The sequence below is a fragment of the Micromonospora polyrhachis genome (assembly GCF_014203835.1).
Taxonomy (GTDB): domain Bacteria; phylum Actinomycetota; class Actinomycetes; order Mycobacteriales; family Micromonosporaceae; genus Micromonospora_H; species Micromonospora_H polyrhachis.
The window spans coordinates 2,924,033-2,940,601 of record NZ_JACHJW010000001.1; the positions used below are offsets into that span (position 1 = coordinate 2,924,033).

The following is a 16,569-nucleotide window of genomic DNA, read 5'->3' on the forward strand; positions in this document are numbered from 1 at the left end:
CCAACCGGAGTACAACGGTGGCGCTCATCGTGCCCGGCCCCACCAGGATGCGAGGGTGGCGCTCATCGGGTGGGTGCCAGCCGGGCCAGCAGGTCGGTCACCACGTCTGGAGTAACGGTGAGCTGCCCGATCGCCGGGAGCTGCCCGGCGAGTTCCCTGAGCGCCAACGCCTGGAGGACACCGGCCGGCAGTTCCGCGTACGCCGCCAGTTTGGCCGCCTCGGTCTCGGCCTCGGCCAGGCCGACGGCGCGTACGCCTTCGGCGCGGGCGGCGGCCAGGGTGCGTTCCTTCTCGGCCTCGGCGATGGCCAGCACCCGGGACCGTTCCGCCGCCGCCTGGTTGGCTACCTTCTCCCGCGCGGCCTTGCCCTGCGCGACCGCGAGTTCGGCGTCGGCGTCCAGCTCGACCTTGCGCCGCGAGTTCGCGCCGTGCTGCTCGACGAGTTGCTGTTCCCGGCGGGCCAGCTCGATCTTGTTCTGCATCTCGTTCTCGGCGATGGCCCGTTCCTGCTCAACGGCCTGGGCGCGGCGGGCGTAGGTGGCGCGGTCGGCGTCGACCTGTACCGCTTCGCGGGTGGGGGTCTGCAACGCCCGTTCCAACTCCGGCTCGGGCCGGATGGCGACCACCCGGGCGCTGACCACGGCGACGCCGACGTCGCTGAGCCGGGTCTCGTCCCGCAACGCGGTCGAGACCGCCTCGCGGACCGGGGCGATGTTGGTCAACGCCTCGGCCAGCGGCACCCGGGCCAGCAGGTCGAGGGCGGGTTGCTGGGCCAGCTCGGCGAGCAGGGTGGCCACCTGGTCCAGCGGACGGGCCTGCGGGGTGCCCCGCTTCGGGTCGACCGAGAAGTCGAGCCGGGTAGCGGCCAGCGCCGGGTTGGCCACCCGGTAGGTCACCGTGGCCTGCACGGTGATGTCGGCGAAGTCGCTGGTCCGGGCGTGGAACAGCAGCGGTAGCTCCCGGTCGTCGACCGGCACCTCGCTGAGCACCGCGCCGAGTGGCCGATACCAGAAGGAGAGGGCGACGCCTTCCCGGCGCACCTTTCCTTTCACCTGGTGGCGTAGCCAGCTCGTCGGCGCTCCGCGCAGGTGTCGCAGGAACAGACGCTTGGTCACGTCGGCCATGTCGTGCCTCCCCTGATTTTCGTCAACGCGACGATAACTCACATGCTAGATTCTCGTCAAGGTGGTGATAAATCAGATGTCGGAAGACTCCACATTCGCGGTCACCGTGGACCTGGTGGTACTGACCGTGCGCGACGAAGAACTCTCCGCCCTGCTGGTCCGCCGAGGGGTGCCGCCGCACGAGGGATGTTGGGCGCTACCCGGCGGCTTCGTACACCTCGACGAGGACCTTGTCGACGCGGCGATCCGGGAACTGACCGAGGAGACCGGCGTCGCAGACCCGGCCGGGCACCTGGAACAACTGGGTAGCTACGGCACGCCCGGTCGCGATCCTCGGGGACGGGTGGTGACCGTGGCCTACCTGGCACTGCTGCCCGACCTGCCGACCCCGGTCGCCGGCTCCGATGCGGCCCAGGCGCAGTGGCGATCGGTGTCCGAGCTGTCCGATTCGGAACTCGCCTTCGACCACGACCAGATCCTCGCCGACGGCGTGGAGCGGGCCCGTGCGAAGCTCGAATACACCCCGCTGGCCGCAGCGTTCTGCCCGCCCGAGTTCACCATCGCGCAACTACGCGCGGTCTACGAGACGGTGTGGAACACCCGGCTCGACCCTCGAAACTTCCATCGCAAGGTCACCGGCACACCCGGATTCCTAGCCCCGGTCGGCCGGGCCACCGAGGGAGACCGGGGGCGGCCTGCACAACTCTTCCACCGTGGACCGGCCAGCCTGCTCTATCCACCGATGCTGCGCCCACCGACCGGGTAATAGGCTTCGATCTTGGGGGCTTGTGGCCCACCCGGGGGCCATGATCCACCAAGATCTCGCCTGGGCTCACCGTAGGGCGGCGACGAACACCACCCCGGCGACGAGACCACCGACCACGCCGCCGGCCACCACCTGCGCGATGGTGTGGGCCCCGAGCCGGATCCGTGACCAGCCCACCAGGCCGAGCACCGGCCAGGCCACGAACAGGACCGGCCCGAAGACGAGTACGACGATCACGGCCGCCGCGGCGGCGACCGCGGTGTGGATCGACAACTTCCATCGATGGCCGACGGTCACGCCGACGACCAGTCCGATGGCACCGGTCACCACCAGGGCCAACACCGGACGCGGTGCCCCCAGCACGACCATCAGGACCAACCCGATGGCCACCGACACCAGACCGAAGAGCAACGGCGTACGACGTTGCTGCCGTACGCCGACGTGGTGGTCGGTGAGCCGGCCTCGGCGTACTCCGCCGACGATGAACGCGAACGGGATGGCACTCGCGAAGACCGCTGCCAGCAGCCCCCAGCCCAGCCCGGCCAGCCGGTCCTCGGTGCTGTGCCAGCCGACCGCGACGAACAGCACCGTGACCAGGACTGCCGGCGCGGTCACCTCGGTGACGATCCGGGCCAGTCGCGTCACGTGTTCGGCGCGGCCGGCGGGACGTCTGGGTCGATCGATCCGGACTGGGTCGGCTCGGGTGTCGGCGGTCCTAGTGTCGTCGGCCCCGGCGTTGTCGGCTCGGTTGTCGTCGGCCCCGGTGTGCCCGGCTCCTGGGTCGGGGGCGGCACCGTGGTGGGGGGCGGCACCGTGGTCGGAGCCGGTGTCGGGGTCGGCGTCGGCAGGGTGGTCGGAGCCGGTGTCGGCGGCACGCTCGGCGTCGGACCGGGCGTCGGTGTCGGTGTCGCGGCCGGCACCGTCGCTGTGGGCGGGCTGGGTACGGGCGGCTCCGGTAGCGGCGGGCGCGGTGGATCCGGGAGCGGCGGCCGGGCTGGATCAGGGCGGGACGGATCAGGTTGGGCGGGGCGGGACGAGCCCTGCCCGAATCGGACGAACGGTGCCGGCCCAGCCGCCACCAATGGTGGATCCGCCCCGGGCACCGGCACCAGGGGGACGACCAGGGTCGGCTCGGCCGAGGGCGGCGTGATGAACGGGGTGGCGTCGGCGGAGAGCATTCCGCTACCGACGGTGGTGGTGCCGGCTCCGATCGCGGTGAGGATGGGCATCGAAGCCGTACTGGCCAGGAGGCCGACAATAAACAGATAGCGCCGGGTCGGTCCGGCGAGTCCCTGGGCCCGGTGCACGCCGACCACCCGGCGGGGCCCATCGGGCCCCGCACCTGGCCAGCGGTGTCGGGCCGGGGGCGATGGTGAAAGGTCATCACCGTAGTCCGGCACGGGCGGAACTCCTCATCGTCGTGGGGCCGCATCGGCCAGCTCGGTGGTACGAAGACACGCCGGCGGACAAGTCAGTCCAAACCGGCCACTCCCCCATACAGCCTGACTAAGTAACGCTGAGTTATCCAGCCCGACACAGCGAGTCGGCGTGCCAAGTTTCCGATAAGTCGAGATGGCTAAGCCAACAAACCCGGCCATACAGCAGAAAGCCGACGCTAGATCGAGATTGGGTGGCCGCCCATGCTGTCTTGTTACACATCTGCTCTGCGAATATGGACTCCACGGCAACGCAGCCGTAGCCTCCGCGTACCCAGCGGCAGGCGCGGCTGTTCGCCAGCGCTCCCGAACCGGCTTCCGCCAGAACTCGGTTCACTGCCGCGCGGCAACCCCCACCGGGGCTAGGCGCGGCCGCCATAAACCCGGTCCGGCAGCAGCCGGACAGGCGCAGGAGCTGCGCGGTCGGGACACCCCCGGTGCCGACGCACGAACGACAGGGAGATACGGATGGCGAAGGGTGACCGCGGTACGACAACCCGCGGCAAGCGGGCTACCCCCCGGGCCGGACGGTCCAGATCGGGACGCGCCGGCGACCCGGAACTCGTACAGTTGCTCACCCCCGAGGGTGAGCGGATCGACTCGGTGACCGGCCCGGACGGTACGGAGTACACCGTCGACTTCACCGACGAGGAATACCGCGGTCTCTACCGGGACCTCGTAGTGATCCGGAAGTTGGACGCCGAGGCGACCGCCCTGCAACGCCAGGGCGAGTTGGGCATCTGGGCCAGTCTGCTCGGGCAGGAGGCCGCACAGGTCGGCTCCGGCCGCGCGCTGCGGCCGCAGGACATGGCCTTCCCGACCTACCGCGAGCACGGCGTGCTCTACTGCCGGGGCATCGACCCGATCATGCCGTTGGGCCTGTTCCGCGGGGTCGATCAGGGCGGCTGGGACCCCAACGAGTTCAAGTTCAACATGTACACGATCGTGATCGGCGCGCAGACGCTGCACGCGACCGGTTACGCCATGGGCATCACGATGGATGGCAAGACCGGTACGGACGACGGCGAGGCCGTCATCGCGTACTTCGGTGACGGCGCCACCTCTCAGGGTGACGTCAACGAGGCCTTCGTCTGGTCGAGCGTCTTCAACGCCCCGATCGTGTTCTTCTGCCAGAACAACCAGTACGCCATCTCGGAGCCGCTGGAGCGGCAGACCCGCATCCCGCTCTACCAGCGTTCCTCCGGCTTCGGCTTCCCCGGCATCCGGGTCGACGGCAACGACGTGCTGGCCACGTACGCGGTCACCCGCGCCGCGCTGGACAACGCCCGGCACGGGCAGGGCCCGACGATGATCGAGGCGTACACCTACCGGATGGGTGCGCACACCACCACGGACGACCCGACCCGGTACCGCATCGCCAGCGAGGTCGAGGCGTGGCAGGCCAAGGACCCGATCGCCCGGGTCCGGGCATTCCTCGAAAAGCAGCAGATCGCCGACGAGGCGTTCTTCGCCGGGGTCGACGAGGAGGCCAAGCAGGAGTCCCTCAGCCTGCGCGAGCGGGTGCTCGCCATGCCCGACCCGCAGCCACTGACCCTCTTCGACCACGTACACGCGGAGGGTTCACCCGAGGTCGACGCGCAGCGTGACCAGCTCGCGGCGTACCTGGACTCGTTCGAGGGGAGCACCCACTGATGGCCACCGAGACCCTCACCCTGGGCAGGGCCCTCACCCTCGGTCTGCGCCGGGCACTGGAGCACGACCCCAAAGTCGTCATCATGGGCGAGGACGTCGGCAAGCTCGGCGGCGTCTTCCGGATCACCGACCAGCTCCAGAAGGACTTCGGCGAGAACCGGGTGATCGACACCCCGCTGGCCGAGTCCGGCATCATCGGCACCGCCGTCGGTCTGGCCATCCGGGGCTACCGCCCGATCTGTGAGATCCAGTTCGACGGCTTCGTCTACCCGGCGTACGACCAGATCGTCTCCCAGGTCGCGAAGATGCACTACCGATCGCAGGGCAAGGTCAAGATGCCCATCGTGATCCGGATTCCGTTCGGCGGTGGCATCGGCGCGGTGGAGCACCACTCCGAGTCGCCCGAGGCGTACTTCGCGCACACCGCCGGCCTGAAGGTGGTCGCCTGCTCGAACCCGCAGGACGCATACGTCATGATCCAACAGGCGGTACGCTCCGACGACCCGGTGGTCTTCCTGGAGCCCAAGCGGCGCTACCACGAGAAGGGGCGGGTCGACACCGACACCGAGGTCGCCACGGCGTACCCGCTCAACGCCTCTCGCGTGGTGCGCTCCGGCAGCGACGTGACGGTGCTGGCGTACGGCCCGATGGTGCGTACCGCCCTCGACGCGGCCACCGCCGCCGAGGAGGACGGCCGCTCGCTGGAGGTCATCGACCTGCGCACGCTCTCCCCGTTCGACCTGGACCCGGTCTACGACTCGGTACGCCGCACCGGCCGCTGTGTGGTGGTGCACGAGGCGCCGAGCAACGTCGGCCTGGGTGCCGAGTTGGCGGCTCGGATCACCGAGAACTGCTTCTACTCGCTGGAGTCCCCGGTGCTGCGGGTGACCGGCTTCGACACCCCCTACCCGGCCGCCCGGCTGGAGGAGGACTACCTGCCCAACCTCGACCGGGTGCTCGACGCTGTCGACCGCACCTTCGGGTGGTGATCGGATGTCGCGGATCAAGGAGTTCCCGCTGCCCGACCTCGCGGAAGGGCTGACCGAGGGCGAGATCATCAGCTGGCTGGTGTCGGTCGGCGACATCGTCGAGCTGAACCAGCCCGTCGTCGAGGTCGAGACCGCCAAGGCGGCGGTGGAGATCCCGGCCAAGTGGGCCGGTCGCGTGCACGCGATCTTCCACAAGGAGGGCACCGTCGTCGAGGTCGGGGTGCCGATCTTCGCGATCGACACCCAGCCTGACGCCGGTGAGCTGCCCACCTCTTCCCAGCCGGACGAGGCGCTGCCCACCCCGTCGGCCGAGGCCCTGGCCGCCGTGGAGTTGGCCCCGGCCGACGCCGCCGTCGAGCCGGGCCTGATCGGTGGGCCCGCGCCCGGTGGCCGGACCGCCATCCTGGTCGGCTACGGCCCGCGTACCACTGCTGCCAAGCGCCGCCCCCGCAAGGCGGCTGCGGCTACCTCGGCGACTCCGGCCGCTGTGGCGGGCAACCGGACCGGTCCGGTAACCAACGGCGCTGGTCCGGCTGCCGTCGCTCCGGCGGCTCCGGTGACGACGGCTCCGACTCCGCTGGCTCCGACTCCGGCGGCGGCCCCCGTCCCGGCCCGGCCGGTCGTACCGGTCCAGGCGCAACGAAGCGGGCCGGTGCTGGCCAAGCCGCCGGTCCGCAAGTTCGCCAAGGACCTGGGCGTCGACCTGACCGCGCTCGTCGGCTCGGGTCCGCTCGGCTCGATCAGCCGGGAGGACGTGGAGCGGGCGGCGGCCAACGCTGCGACAGCAGCCGAACCGACCGTGACCACCACCCCGGCCACGGTGGCGGCCTTCGGTCCGGACCGGGAGCAGCGCATCCCGGTCAAGGGGGTACGCAAGCTGACCGCGGAGAACATGGCGCGTTCGGCGTTCACCGCGCCGCACGTCACCGAGTTCCTGACGGTCGACGTGACCCGATCCATGAAGGCGCTCGACCGGCTACGTGAGCTGCCGGACTGGCGGGATGTGCGCGTCTCCCCGCTGCTGTTGGTCGCCAAGGCGGTACTGCTGGCGGTACGCCGTCACCCGATGGTCAACTCGACCTGGGCCGGCGACGAGATTGTCGTCAAGGACTACGTCAACCTGGGCATCGCGGCGGCCACCGAACGCGGTCTGATCGTGCCGAACATCAAGGATGCCGGCCGGCTGACCATGCGGGAGCTGGCGGACGCGATGACGGGCCTGGTGCAGACGGCGAAGGCGGGTCGGACGGCACCGGCGGAGATGTCCGGCGGCACTCTGACGATCACCAATGTGGGGGTCTTCGGGGTCGACACCGGTACGCCGATCCTGCCGCCCGGCGAGTCGGCGATCCTCGCCTTTGGCGCGGTCCGGGAAATGCCCTGGGTGCACAAGGGCAAGATCAAGATTCGTAAGGTGACGACCCTCGGACTCTCCTTCGACCATCGGATCATCGACGGAGAGCTGGGCTCGAAGTTCCTACGGGACGTCGGTGCGTTCCTGACCGACCCGGAGGCGGCCCTACTGGGCTGGACCTGATCGACACGGCAAACCCGCGCCGGCCGGGGTGCTCCAGGATTCTGGAGTACCCCGGCCGGCACCGTTTCCAGGTCGTTCGTCCCTACCTAGATCAACTAATGAACGTCAGCTGAATGAGCGTTAAACCTTTGATTGTTAGGCACGTGGCCCAGCTCACCTAAGATTCGATGGAAATCATTGGGTCTCCTGCGCTTTAATAGAGGCACGACGGGCTCACAACCGAATAGCCAGGAGAGCGACACCATGAGCATGATCAACCGACTTCGCAGCCGCCGGGACGCCGCACGCCGCGCACGGGCCATCGAGCGCGCGCTTCGTTCCACCAACTCGCCAGCCGTCCGCAACGAGATCCTCGCGATCGCGCAGCGCCAGTACCGCTGACGACCCCCAAAGCCCGCACTTCCTCCCCCGACAGATGACCCGCCCCGCACCTCGGGCGGGTCATCGGCGTTTCAGCCCGACCGACACCGGGATTCCATACCCCTCACAGCGCCCGGTACGGTTGGGCTCAGTCGTTACCAGGACCGGCCGCACGGACCTCCGAGCTGATCGACATCTCTCAAATCCTCCGGCCGGTTGGACTTGACGACAGCGCTGCCCAGCGCCGCCGGCATCCGCCGGTTACGGTGCGGGAAGCTTGCACGGCCGGTTTCGCCGGCGGCGCCGTCGACCCCGCCGACGGCACCCGGGTCGGCAACCGGCGGCCGACATGTGATGGAGGAGGCGCGCGCATGACGTCCGAGGGCCTGCAGCACCCCGGCCAGGAGCCGGAGGGGGCTGCGCCGGGCGCCGCTGGACCAGCGCCACACGGCAGCCACGCACCACAAGACCAACAACGATTCCCCACCCAATACGACTCGGGTACGGCACCCAACACCGCGTGGGCACCACCGCCCCCGACCACACACCCCCAGGGCGGAAGTGCTCCAGTCACCCCGTGGGGCGTACCGGGGGGCCCGCCGCCCGGACCCGCACCACAAGCCAGCATGTGGGGAGCGCCTGCCGGCACCGCCCCCGAGCCTCCTGCGGCAGCAAACCTCTGGGGTCCACCTGAGGGCGCTCCCGGAAGCCCGTCAGCACCGGCGAGCCAGGCGAACACCGACTTCGCCGCCCACTGGGGCAACCCGCCGGCTGCCGCAGCCGCACCAGCACCAGCACCAGCACCAGCACCGGTCGCAGCGACCCCTCCGCCGCCTTGGCCGGGCACCGGTGACCTGGGCAGCAACCATCCCGGGCAACCGGGAGCCCCCGAGCCGACGCCATGGCCAGCGGGTGAGGCGTGGGGAACCGCCGCCGTACCCTCGCCCCGCCGGCCGGAGGAAGACCATCGGTCTGCCGCTGCTGCCACCCCGTTCGCCCCTGCAGGCGGATCCGAGACCGGGGCCGAACGGGACGCCCCGGCCTATCAGCCGGCACCATCCCCGGGTTTCTCCCCCGCCAACGCCGTCCCGCTACCGCCGCAGGAGCCCCGTATCCCCGGTGCGACCCTCGCGGCATCAGCGCCCCCGGGCTACGAACAGTCGGGTGGGTTCCCGGCCACAGGTTACGAAACGCCGAAGGCGCAGACCTCCGCTCCGGCCTGGCCCGACAGTGGCAGCCCGTACGGCGCCGGAGACAGCCCGGCGTTCCCGGGCCGGGAGGGTAGTGCCGAACAGTCCTGGCCGCCCGCCTCCGCACCGGTGGTCCCCCAGCCCCGTCCGGCCGGGGACGCCGAGAACTCCGGCCGGGTCACCATGCCCGATGCGGGCCAGCAGGAGTCATCAGACCTGGACCGGGTGCGGAGCGCCGCGAGTGCGGTCTCTGCCAGTGCCTCCGTACCGGTGGCCAGCCGGATCACGCCACCCGCCGAGGCCGAACTACGGTCGGCGGGGATGCCGGCTCCACAGCCTCGGGTCTACGGCCGACCCGCCGCTGCCGAACCTGCGGCAGAGCCCGAGCCGCAGTCCACCCCGGACGCCTACCGCCAACCCGAGCCGTACGCTCAGCCGGACCCGTACACCCAACCGGAGCCGTACGGTCAGCCGGACCCGTACGGTCAGCCCGAGCCGCAGCCCACCCCGGACGCCTACCGCCAACCGGACCCGTACACCCAGCCCGAGCCGTACGGTCAGCCCGAGCCGCAGTCCACCCCGGACGGCTACCGCCAGCCGGACCCGTACTCCCAGCCCGAGCCGTACGGTCAGCCCGAGCCGCAGTCCACCCCGGACGCCTACCGCCAACCCGAGCCGTACGGTCAGCCCGAGCCGCAGTCCACTCCGGACGGCTACCGCCAACCCGAGCCGTACACCCAGCCCGAGCCGTACGGTCAGCCCGAGCCGCAGCCCACTCCGGACGGCTACCGCCAACCCGAGCCGTACGCTCAGCCCGAGCCGTACGCTCGGCCTGGCGCCTACGCCCCGCCCGAGCCGCAGGCTGACCAGCACTGGCCGCCGGCCGACAATGCGCCGCACCGGGACTCCGGCACGTTCGGCTCGGGGCCGAGCCCGGTGCAATCCCCGGACAGCTATGCCGACCAGTTCCCCCCGTCCATGTCCGGTCCGCCAGCAGCCGGATCGGCTCGCGTCGCACCCCCCACTCCGGATCCCGATGGGTCGGCTGGCGAGCCAGCCCCCCATTTCACCGGCTCGGGTAACCCGCCTTTCGGTGACCTGATCGGGGGCCCGGGAAGCGGCCGGTCCTCGGGTGCGCCGGTCAACGGCTCCCCACTCGGCGGAGCGGCCAACGGGACCCACCTTGGCGGTGCGGTCAACGGCTCCCCACTCGGCGGACCGGTCAACGGTGCCCGGCCGGGTAGCCCAGCTCCCCAGGGCGCAGGCCGGTTCGGTCCATCGTCGGCCCCGCCGGCCAACTTCGGTTCCGCCGAGCCCGGTGGCTTCGGAGCACCGGATCGCACCACCTTCGCTCCGGCGGGACCGGGGTGGGACGACTCGCCGGCACCCGCTGGCGGGCAGTGGGGAGCCGACTCCGACCAGGGCCGGTTCGACGCCTTCAAGCCGGAGGACGAGCCTCCGGCAGCTCCCAAAGCCGAACCACCGACACCCAAGGTCCGCAATGGACGGGTGCTGCTGGCGGTGCTGACAGTGGCAATCCTGCTTCTGGTCGTACCCCTGGGTGCGCTCTGGCTGCTCGGTAAGAGCGGGGACAAGCCGGCATCTTTCGTGCCCGAGATCGGATCGTGCGTGAAGGAATCCGACAAGGAGCCGGTGGCCGTCAACTGTGCCGACGAGGGCGCGTTCCAGGTGGTCTCCAAGGTGCCCAGCCAGGACAAGTGCGAGGGGCAGAACCCGCCGTACATCGAGGTGCCACTGGGTGACGGCAAGGCTCAGGTGTACTGCCTGAAGCCACAGGCGGCCGGATAGCCATCCCACGCTGACGCATTGCGGGCCGGGGCAGCAGACAGCTGTCCCGGCCCGTCCCCGTTCGGGGGCCTGCCGGTGGTACCGGTAGCCACCGGCAGGCCGTCCGGGACCCGAGCCGTCTAGGGGTGCGACGTGGCGAGCAGCCCGGCCACCGCCGGGCTGAATCGACTGACCAAGCTCCAGAGCGCCGGCTCCTCGGCCGCCTGCGCGGCAACCACCGGATCGGTGTGGCGTAGGAAGGCCAGGTGACGGCAGGCGTGCACAGCAACGTCGACCGGATTGATCTCCGGCGGTGTCGGCACGAGCGGGTCGGTGGATCGGGCCAGCACATCGGTGTCGACCGGCATGGCTGGCCCGACCGGGCACGGGTCGGGCAGCACGGCGTACGTCAACACGATGCCGCGATCCTGGAACCGCCACGACGTGGAGTGCAGCAGGCAGCCGGCCAGCCGGTTGCCCAGACCGGCCAGGTGCCGGGCCAGCAGATCGGGATGGGCGCCGTCGGCGAGCGGCGCGACCCGGGTACGGAAGCCCAGCATGCCGTCTTCCACGCTGAGCAGGATCGTCTCCACGGCTGCGGGCACCAATCGGGTCGGGGTGGGGTCGGTGGAGGTGCCGGCCGGGAACGACATGTCGCCTAGCTTAGGCAATTGCCAGATGCTGCTCGCTGCGATCGGTCAACCGTCACCCGCTGGCACCATCGACCAGCTGGTGCCCGCACCGGTGTCGCTGAGCCGTAGCCCGCCGGCCACGAGGGCGTCGCGAATCGTGTCCGCCGCCGCATAGGAACGCTGTCGCCGTAGCTGATCGCGCAGTTCGATCAGCGGCTCCACCAGTGGCCGCAGTCGCTCGTCAGGGTCGCGGAGCCCCTGCCCGGCGGCTTCGCCGAGTCGTACGATCAGGCTTCGCAGTACGGACCGGGCCTTGTCGACGCCGTCGTCCTCGTCGGTGTCAGCGGCCCAAGACCGGATTACCGTCTCCAGATCGAGTACGGCCTGGGTCAGCGCCACGGCGTTCCGCCGCTGCCGGGCGTCCTCGAACCGCCGCTCGCAGTCGATGGTCACCTCGGCCAGGGTGGATGGGGGCGTCGAGTGGGCGTTGCCCTGCCCTGGGGTCCGCAGCGGCGCGGTGGGTATCCCGGCGGTCCGGCCCTGGCGGACCAGGGTCCGTAGTTCAATCAGGGTGGTCGTGGTCCCGGCGGGGAGCACCACACTGTGCCCGGCCCGGCGGACGGTCAGGCTGCCCCGGCCCACCACCTCCACGGTGGCCGCCACCAGGTCGAACACCACCGCGGTGTGCTCGTCCACACCGAGGACGGCGGCGTCGGCCGGCATCTGGTGCTCCAACCGGGCGAGCCGTCGTTCGCCAAGGTAGGAGTAGCGGGTGTCGTGGGTTCCGCCCTCGGCGTTGTCGTAGTGCGGGACGACCGCCACCTTGAGCCCGAGGCAGCCGAGCAGATCCAGTCCGTCGAGCCAGTACGGCGTGGTGCCCACCTTGTAGATCTCGTAGACCGGTACGGCGTACCGCCCCATCGTGGCTGCCGCCGCCGAGGCGAACACCACGACACCCCGAGGACAGGTCAGCCGGTCGCGTAGTGCCTGCTCCACCGGGCCGTTTCGCCAGCAGGCGAGGGCGTACGTCGGACTGCCCGGCCCGGAGAAGATCCAGTCTGCCGATCGGAGCATGGCCAAACCATGATCGATGGTTGCGGCAGCGGCCCGGCCAGGGTGCTCGTCCGGCCGGGCGGGCCGGTCGTACGGTTGCCCACGCATGCCGGGTGCCACCGTGACCGGCAGTCCGACGCGGCGACGGAAGTAGTCCTGTGCCCGGGCGGATATGTCGGCGACGTTCTCCTGGAACCCGTACGGCGTCTCCAGCAGGACCGCGTTCGACGGCCGGCTGGGCAACGCACGGACCAGATTCTGGTGGACGCTGACCATCGTGGGACTCGTCTCACCGGAACCCATGATCGCGACGATGCCCGGCTCCGTCGAGTGCTTCATGGGCTGCCTCCCGGTAGCCGAACGACGACTCGCCAGAGTGCTCACCAGACGGTAACCCGCCGCTCTCGGGAAGTCACGAGCGGCTGGAGAAGTGGTATTCCGGTTCTTATTGCAAGAGATCGGCAACTACGCCATGCTTGCAGTACGACTCTCGGCGGTTCGCCGCGGAGGTCTTGCGATGATCCCGGGCGTCCGGGTGATCCACCAGTACGGGACAGACTGGCACGCCATGCACGGTGGATGTCAGCGGACCTGACCGGTCCGAGCAAATCCCGCACCGGTGGGCACTCGGACGCCCATTCGCGTACCGGATCGGCCTCGCCCAGGTCAGAGCGCTGACCATGTCGGCGGGAGCGACAAGAGAAACCGGTGCTGCAGCCAGCGGATCTCACCCAGACGGTGAGCCGTCGACACTTCGAGGTGTTCGATCAGTGGCAACGGGTCTGCGACCATCTCGACGGAGACCCGTCCGATCAACGGCCATACGGCAGATGAGCCGTTCGACATGCCATTCCCAACCCGGGTGAGCTGACCGGGGATTCCCCGGAGCGCCGGGCAGGGCGCACCACTGGCGCACCTCGTACCGCCACCGTTTGCTTCAGCGCCGGGCCGGGTAGCCAGTGACTGCCGCAGCACGGCCGGCGTCTGCGGACCGTGCCGGCAAATCGGGAGCATCTCATCGAATCCTGAGGAGGAAAAGATGAGCACCCAGGCACCTGTTAGGTCTGAGCAACAAATGCCGAACCGGCTACCGAACAGGCCGGAACCGGACATGGCCCACCGGCCCACCCGGGAAATGGACATGCGAGGCGTAGCCGACCACGTCCACCCGGCACCGACACCCGGCACGGAGACCAAACCGGCGCTGAAGAGCACCGAGCTGTACGTCTATCTGGCAGCGGTGGCCGGTGTGCTGATCGCGTCGCAGATCGTGGGGCGCAACAGCACCGGGGTAGACATCTTCCGAGCTGACAACGCCTGGTTCATGATCACGTTGTTGACGATCGGTTACCTGGTCAGCCGCGGTCTGGCCAAGGCCGGTAGCGCCTGGCGTGGCGGCGGCAAGCGGGAGTGACCCGTACGGGTAGCCAACACGACGGCTGCTGTGGCCCCCGGTCTGTCCGGGGGCCACAGCGACGTCACTCGCCCAGCGACCTCACTCGCCCAGCGACGTCACTCGTCCGGGTGGCCTCATTTGTCCAGCGCGACGTCACTGGTCCAGAGCAGAAGCAACACCGGTTGGTCTCCGACCGGATCGGAGCAGAGCCCATGCGGCAGGAGTGCACATGCGAACACCGTCAAGCCGGGGACCGGTCTCGTCGGCCCTGATCACGGCACTGACCGGAACACCGACGCCGCTGCCAGCCGGCCTTGCCGGCACCTGGGACGGAACCGACCCGCTCTCCGACGACGACCTTCAACTCTCCCTCTTCATCTGCTACGAACTGCACTATCGCGGATGGTCGGACGTGGACGACCGATGGGAGTGGGAGCCGTCCCTGCTCGCCCTACGCGCCGAAGCGGAGACACGTTTCGAGTGCGCCCTACGCCGACTCGTGCCCACCCCGTCCCCGGTGGAACCGGTCGGGATACCACAGGCGCTGGCGCGGCTGGTCGCCGAGGACAGCGGTCCGTCCCTCGCGGCCGAACTGCACCGACACCCCGACCTGGAACGTTTCCGGGAGTTCGTCATTCATCGCTCCGTCTACCACCTCAAAGAGGCCGATCCGCACAGTTGGGGCATCCCCCGCCTGACGGGAGCAGCGAAGGTCGCCCTACTTGAGATCCAGTTCGACGAGTACGGCAGCGGTCGTCCGGAACGGATGCACTCCGAGCTGTTCCGGGACACCATGCGCTGGTTCGGGCTCCGCCACGACTACGGGCACTACGTGGATGCCGTACCGGCGGTGACGCTGGCAACCAACAACCTGATGTCCCTGTTCGGTCTGCACCGCCGTTGGCGGGGCGCGCTGCTGGGGCACCTGGCGGCCTTCGAGATGACGTCGTCGCTACCCAACCGCCGCTACGGGGACGCCCTACGTAGGCTCGGCGCGCCCACCACCGCGACCCGGTTCTACGACGAGCACGTGGTGGCGGACGCCGTACACGAACAGATCGCCGCCACCGACCTCTGCGGCTCGTTCGCCACCGCCGAGCCGGACCGGGCCGGCGATGTCCTCTTCGGTGCGGCGTGCGGACTGGCGCTGGACCGGGCGTTCGCGACCTGGGTCCTGGACAGTTGGCAAGCCGGAGACAGCTCACTTCGGGCGGACCACGTGACGCACCCGGAGACATCCGCGATCACCGACGCGGTGCCGGTCGGATGAGCCGTTCCGGCGGCCCGACCCGGCTCGCCGCCGAGTACGTCCTGCCGCTGCGGTGGACCGACGACGGCGGTCTGCCCGACCTGACCGCGTACCTGCACTGGCTACGACACCGGGTGGACGTGACCGTTGTGGACGGGTCACCGTCCGCGTTGTTCACCCGGCACGCCGCCCAATGGGGGCGACTGGTCCGTCATCTGCGCCCCGATCCGGTGGCGGGCGACGCCAACGGCAAGGTGACCGGAGTGACCACCGGTATCGCGCGGGCCCGGCACGAGCGGGTGATCATCGCGGATGACGACATCCGCTACGACGACCACGCGCTCGACGCCATCTGCCGGTCCCTGGACGCCGCCGACCTCGTACGACCGCAGAACTACTTCCGTCCGCTGCCGTGGCATGCCCGCTGGGACACCGGTCGGATTCTGCTGAACCGGGCCTGCGGCGGCGACTTCCCCGGCACCTTCGGGCTCCGTCGATCGCTGTTCCAACGGATGGGCGGCTACGCCGCCGACGTGCTGTTCGAAAACCTCGAACTCATCCGGACCGTCCGGGCGCACAACGGGGTCGAGGCCCGTCCGGCTGATCTCTTCGTCCGCCGTCTGCCGCCCGCCACCGCGCACTTCCTTCGGCAGCGCGTCCGTCAGGCGTACGACGATCTGGCCATGCCGGCCCGAATGGCGCTCTTCCTCGGCGTGCTGCCGGCTGTGGCCGGCAGCCTGGCCATCCGGCGGACCCGACCGTTGCTGCTTGTCGGCGCGGGCATCATCGGGCTGGCGGAGTACGGCCGACGACGAGGGGGCGGATCCGCCGTCTTTCCCGCCACCGGCGCACTTCTGGCCCCCGGTTGGGTGCTGGAACGGGCCGTGTGCAGTTGGTCGGCCCTGGGGTTACGTCTGTTCCGGGGTGGCGTCTGGTACGCCGGCGGACGGTTCCGGCGGGCAGCCCACAGTCAACGCCATCTCGATCGGGCGGCCCACCGCCAACGCCACCTTGATTGGGCAGGACGTTCAGCCAGATGAGCCGGGCCGCCACAACCGGTCAGGTGGTCGTCGTGTTCTCCGGGGCTGCCGCTGTGTTGTCCGGGGCTGCCGTCGGCTCGGCCCACCCCGTCTCGGCGTGACTGGGTGCCCGGAACCCGATCAGCTTGTGTGTGCCGTCGCAGAAGGGCTTGATGCCGGACTTCCCGCAGCGGCAGAGCGCGACCACCTGTCGATCGACGGTAATCTGCTCGCCCTGCGGCGTACGCAGGACGAAGTGTCCGCGCAGTAGCAGTGGGCCGTCTTCGTAGAACGTCACGGTCGGATCGGCGTCAGCATCGTTGGCCACCACCGGATGGTTCCCTCCGCCCGTACGGCGAAACGCCGATCCCGATCAG

At 69.9% G+C, this 16,569-nt stretch carries 15 protein-coding genes; 9 read left to right on the forward strand and 6 right to left on the reverse strand.

Annotation, left to right across the window (positions count from 1 at the left end; all coding sequences use genetic code 11):
* Positions 1-62: 62 nt before the first annotated feature.
* On the reverse strand, positions 63-1,124 hold the full coding sequence (locus FHR38_RS12580) for an SPFH domain-containing protein (RefSeq protein WP_184534841.1): 1,062 nt from the start codon (positions 1,122-1,124) through the stop codon (positions 63-65).
* Between the two features lie 76 nt (positions 1,125-1,200).
* Between FHR38_RS12580 and FHR38_RS12585 the strand changes: the two genes are divergently transcribed.
* On the forward strand, positions 1,201-1,890 hold the full coding sequence (locus tag FHR38_RS12585) for an NUDIX hydrolase (protein ID WP_184534842.1): 690 nt from the start codon (positions 1,201-1,203) through the stop codon (positions 1,888-1,890).
* A 66-nt stretch (positions 1,891-1,956) separates the two neighbouring features.
* Here the strand turns inward: FHR38_RS12585 and FHR38_RS12590 are convergent, their stop codons facing one another.
* Both FHR38_RS12590 and FHR38_RS12595 read right to left on the reverse strand, forming a co-directional pair.
* A complete protein-coding gene (locus FHR38_RS12590) occupies positions 1,957-2,535 on the reverse strand; it encodes a phosphatase PAP2 family protein (RefSeq protein WP_312882076.1) in 579 nt (192 codons plus the stop codon).
* Positions 2,532-3,290, reverse strand: coding sequence for a hypothetical protein (locus tag FHR38_RS12595; RefSeq protein ID WP_184534843.1), 759 nt, complete (start codon positions 3,288-3,290; stop codon positions 2,532-2,534). Before FHR38_RS12595 ends, FHR38_RS12590 begins: the two co-directional genes overlap by 4 nt.
* 504 nt (positions 3,291-3,794) lie before the next feature.
* On the opposite strand from FHR38_RS12595, the gene pdhA reads away from it, so the two are divergent.
* The 5 genes from pdhA to FHR38_RS12620 all read left to right on the forward strand — a co-directional run bounded on the left by pdhA (position 3,795) and on the right by FHR38_RS12620 (position 10,864).
* The gene (gene pdhA / locus FHR38_RS12600) at positions 3,795-4,979 is read left to right on the forward strand and encodes a pyruvate dehydrogenase (acetyl-transferring) E1 component subunit alpha (protein ID WP_184534844.1); all 1,185 of its coding nucleotides are present in this window, start codon (positions 3,795-3,797) and stop codon (positions 4,977-4,979) included.
* Positions 4,979-5,968, forward strand: a complete 990-nt coding sequence (locus tag FHR38_RS12605; protein ID WP_184534845.1) for an alpha-ketoacid dehydrogenase subunit beta — start codon at positions 4,979-4,981, stop codon at positions 5,966-5,968. The genes pdhA and FHR38_RS12605 overlap by 1 nt, the downstream gene beginning before the upstream one ends.
* 4 nt (positions 5,969-5,972) lie before the next feature.
* Entirely contained in the window at positions 5,973-7,505 is a 1,533-nt protein-coding gene (locus FHR38_RS12610; protein ID WP_184534846.1) for a dihydrolipoamide acetyltransferase family protein, read from the forward strand.
* Positions 7,506-7,748: 243 nt separating this feature from the next.
* Positions 7,749-7,886: a hypothetical protein gene (locus tag FHR38_RS12615; RefSeq protein WP_184534847.1), complete on the forward strand. Its 138-nt coding sequence runs from the start codon at positions 7,749-7,751 to the stop codon at positions 7,884-7,886.
* A 605-nt stretch (positions 7,887-8,491) separates the two neighbouring features.
* Positions 8,492-10,864: a hypothetical protein gene (locus FHR38_RS12620; RefSeq protein ID WP_184534848.1), complete on the forward strand. Its 2,373-nt coding sequence runs from the start codon at positions 8,492-8,494 to the stop codon at positions 10,862-10,864.
* A 119-nt stretch (positions 10,865-10,983) separates the two neighbouring features.
* Here the strand turns inward: FHR38_RS12620 and FHR38_RS12625 are convergent, their stop codons facing one another.
* Both FHR38_RS12625 and FHR38_RS12630 read right to left on the reverse strand, forming a co-directional pair.
* Positions 10,984-11,496: a hypothetical protein gene (locus FHR38_RS12625; RefSeq protein ID WP_184534849.1), complete on the reverse strand. Its 513-nt coding sequence runs from the start codon at positions 11,494-11,496 to the stop codon at positions 10,984-10,986.
* Positions 11,497-11,541: 45 nt separating this feature from the next.
* A complete protein-coding gene (locus FHR38_RS12630; RefSeq protein WP_184534850.1) occupies positions 11,542-12,867 on the reverse strand; it encodes a cysteine--tRNA ligase in 1,326 nt (441 codons plus the stop codon).
* Between the two features lie 802 nt (positions 12,868-13,669).
* Between FHR38_RS12630 and FHR38_RS12635 the strand changes: the two genes are divergently transcribed.
* The 3 genes from FHR38_RS12635 to FHR38_RS12645 all read left to right on the forward strand — a co-directional run bounded on the left by FHR38_RS12635 (position 13,670) and on the right by FHR38_RS12645 (position 16,213).
* Positions 13,670-13,942, forward strand: coding sequence for a hypothetical protein (locus FHR38_RS12635; protein WP_246446474.1), 273 nt, complete (start codon positions 13,670-13,672; stop codon positions 13,940-13,942).
* A gap of 211 nt (positions 13,943-14,153) precedes the next feature.
* On the forward strand, positions 14,154-15,194 hold the full coding sequence (locus FHR38_RS12640; RefSeq protein WP_184534851.1) for an iron-containing redox enzyme family protein: 1,041 nt from the start codon (positions 14,154-14,156) through the stop codon (positions 15,192-15,194).
* Positions 15,191-16,213: a glycosyltransferase family 2 protein gene (locus FHR38_RS12645; protein ID WP_184534852.1), complete on the forward strand. Its 1,023-nt coding sequence runs from the start codon at positions 15,191-15,193 to the stop codon at positions 16,211-16,213. Before FHR38_RS12640 ends, FHR38_RS12645 begins: the two co-directional genes overlap by 4 nt.
* 19 nt (positions 16,214-16,232) lie before the next feature.
* Here the strand turns inward: FHR38_RS12645 and FHR38_RS12650 are convergent, their stop codons facing one another.
* A complete protein-coding gene (locus FHR38_RS12650; RefSeq protein ID WP_312882078.1) occupies positions 16,233-16,520 on the reverse strand; it encodes a CDGSH iron-sulfur domain-containing protein in 288 nt (95 codons plus the stop codon).
* Between the last annotated feature and the right edge of the window lie 49 nt (positions 16,521-16,569).

Excerpts from the sequence above, each read along its gene's own strand:
- FHR38_RS12580 (WP_184534841.1), bottom strand. The coding sequence starts at position 1,124 with ATGGCCGACGTGACCAAGCGTCTGTTCCTGCGACACCTGCGCGGAGCG.
- FHR38_RS12585 (WP_184534842.1), top strand. The coding sequence starts at position 1,201 with ATGTCGGAAGACTCCACATTCGCGGTCACCGTGGACCTGGTGGTACTG.
- pdhA (WP_184534844.1), top strand. The coding sequence starts at position 3,795 with ATGGCGAAGGGTGACCGCGGTACGACAACCCGCGGCAAGCGGGCTACC.
- FHR38_RS12605 (WP_184534845.1), top strand. The coding sequence starts at position 4,979 with ATGGCCACCGAGACCCTCACCCTGGGCAGGGCCCTCACCCTCGGTCTG.
- FHR38_RS12610 (WP_184534846.1), top strand. The coding sequence starts at position 5,973 with ATGTCGCGGATCAAGGAGTTCCCGCTGCCCGACCTCGCGGAAGGGCTG.
- FHR38_RS12615 (WP_184534847.1), top strand. The coding sequence starts at position 7,749 with ATGAGCATGATCAACCGACTTCGCAGCCGCCGGGACGCCGCACGCCGC.
- FHR38_RS12620 (WP_184534848.1), top strand. The coding sequence starts at position 8,492 with ATGTGGGGAGCGCCTGCCGGCACCGCCCCCGAGCCTCCTGCGGCAGCA.
- FHR38_RS12625 (WP_184534849.1), bottom strand. The coding sequence starts at position 11,496 with ATGTCGTTCCCGGCCGGCACCTCCACCGACCCCACCCCGACCCGATTG.
- FHR38_RS12630 (WP_184534850.1), bottom strand. The coding sequence starts at position 12,867 with ATGAAGCACTCGACGGAGCCGGGCATCGTCGCGATCATGGGTTCCGGT.
- FHR38_RS12635 (WP_246446474.1), top strand. The coding sequence starts at position 13,670 with ATGCGAGGCGTAGCCGACCACGTCCACCCGGCACCGACACCCGGCACG.
- FHR38_RS12640 (WP_184534851.1), top strand. The coding sequence starts at position 14,154 with ATGCGAACACCGTCAAGCCGGGGACCGGTCTCGTCGGCCCTGATCACG.
- FHR38_RS12645 (WP_184534852.1), top strand. The coding sequence starts at position 15,191 with ATGAGCCGTTCCGGCGGCCCGACCCGGCTCGCCGCCGAGTACGTCCTG.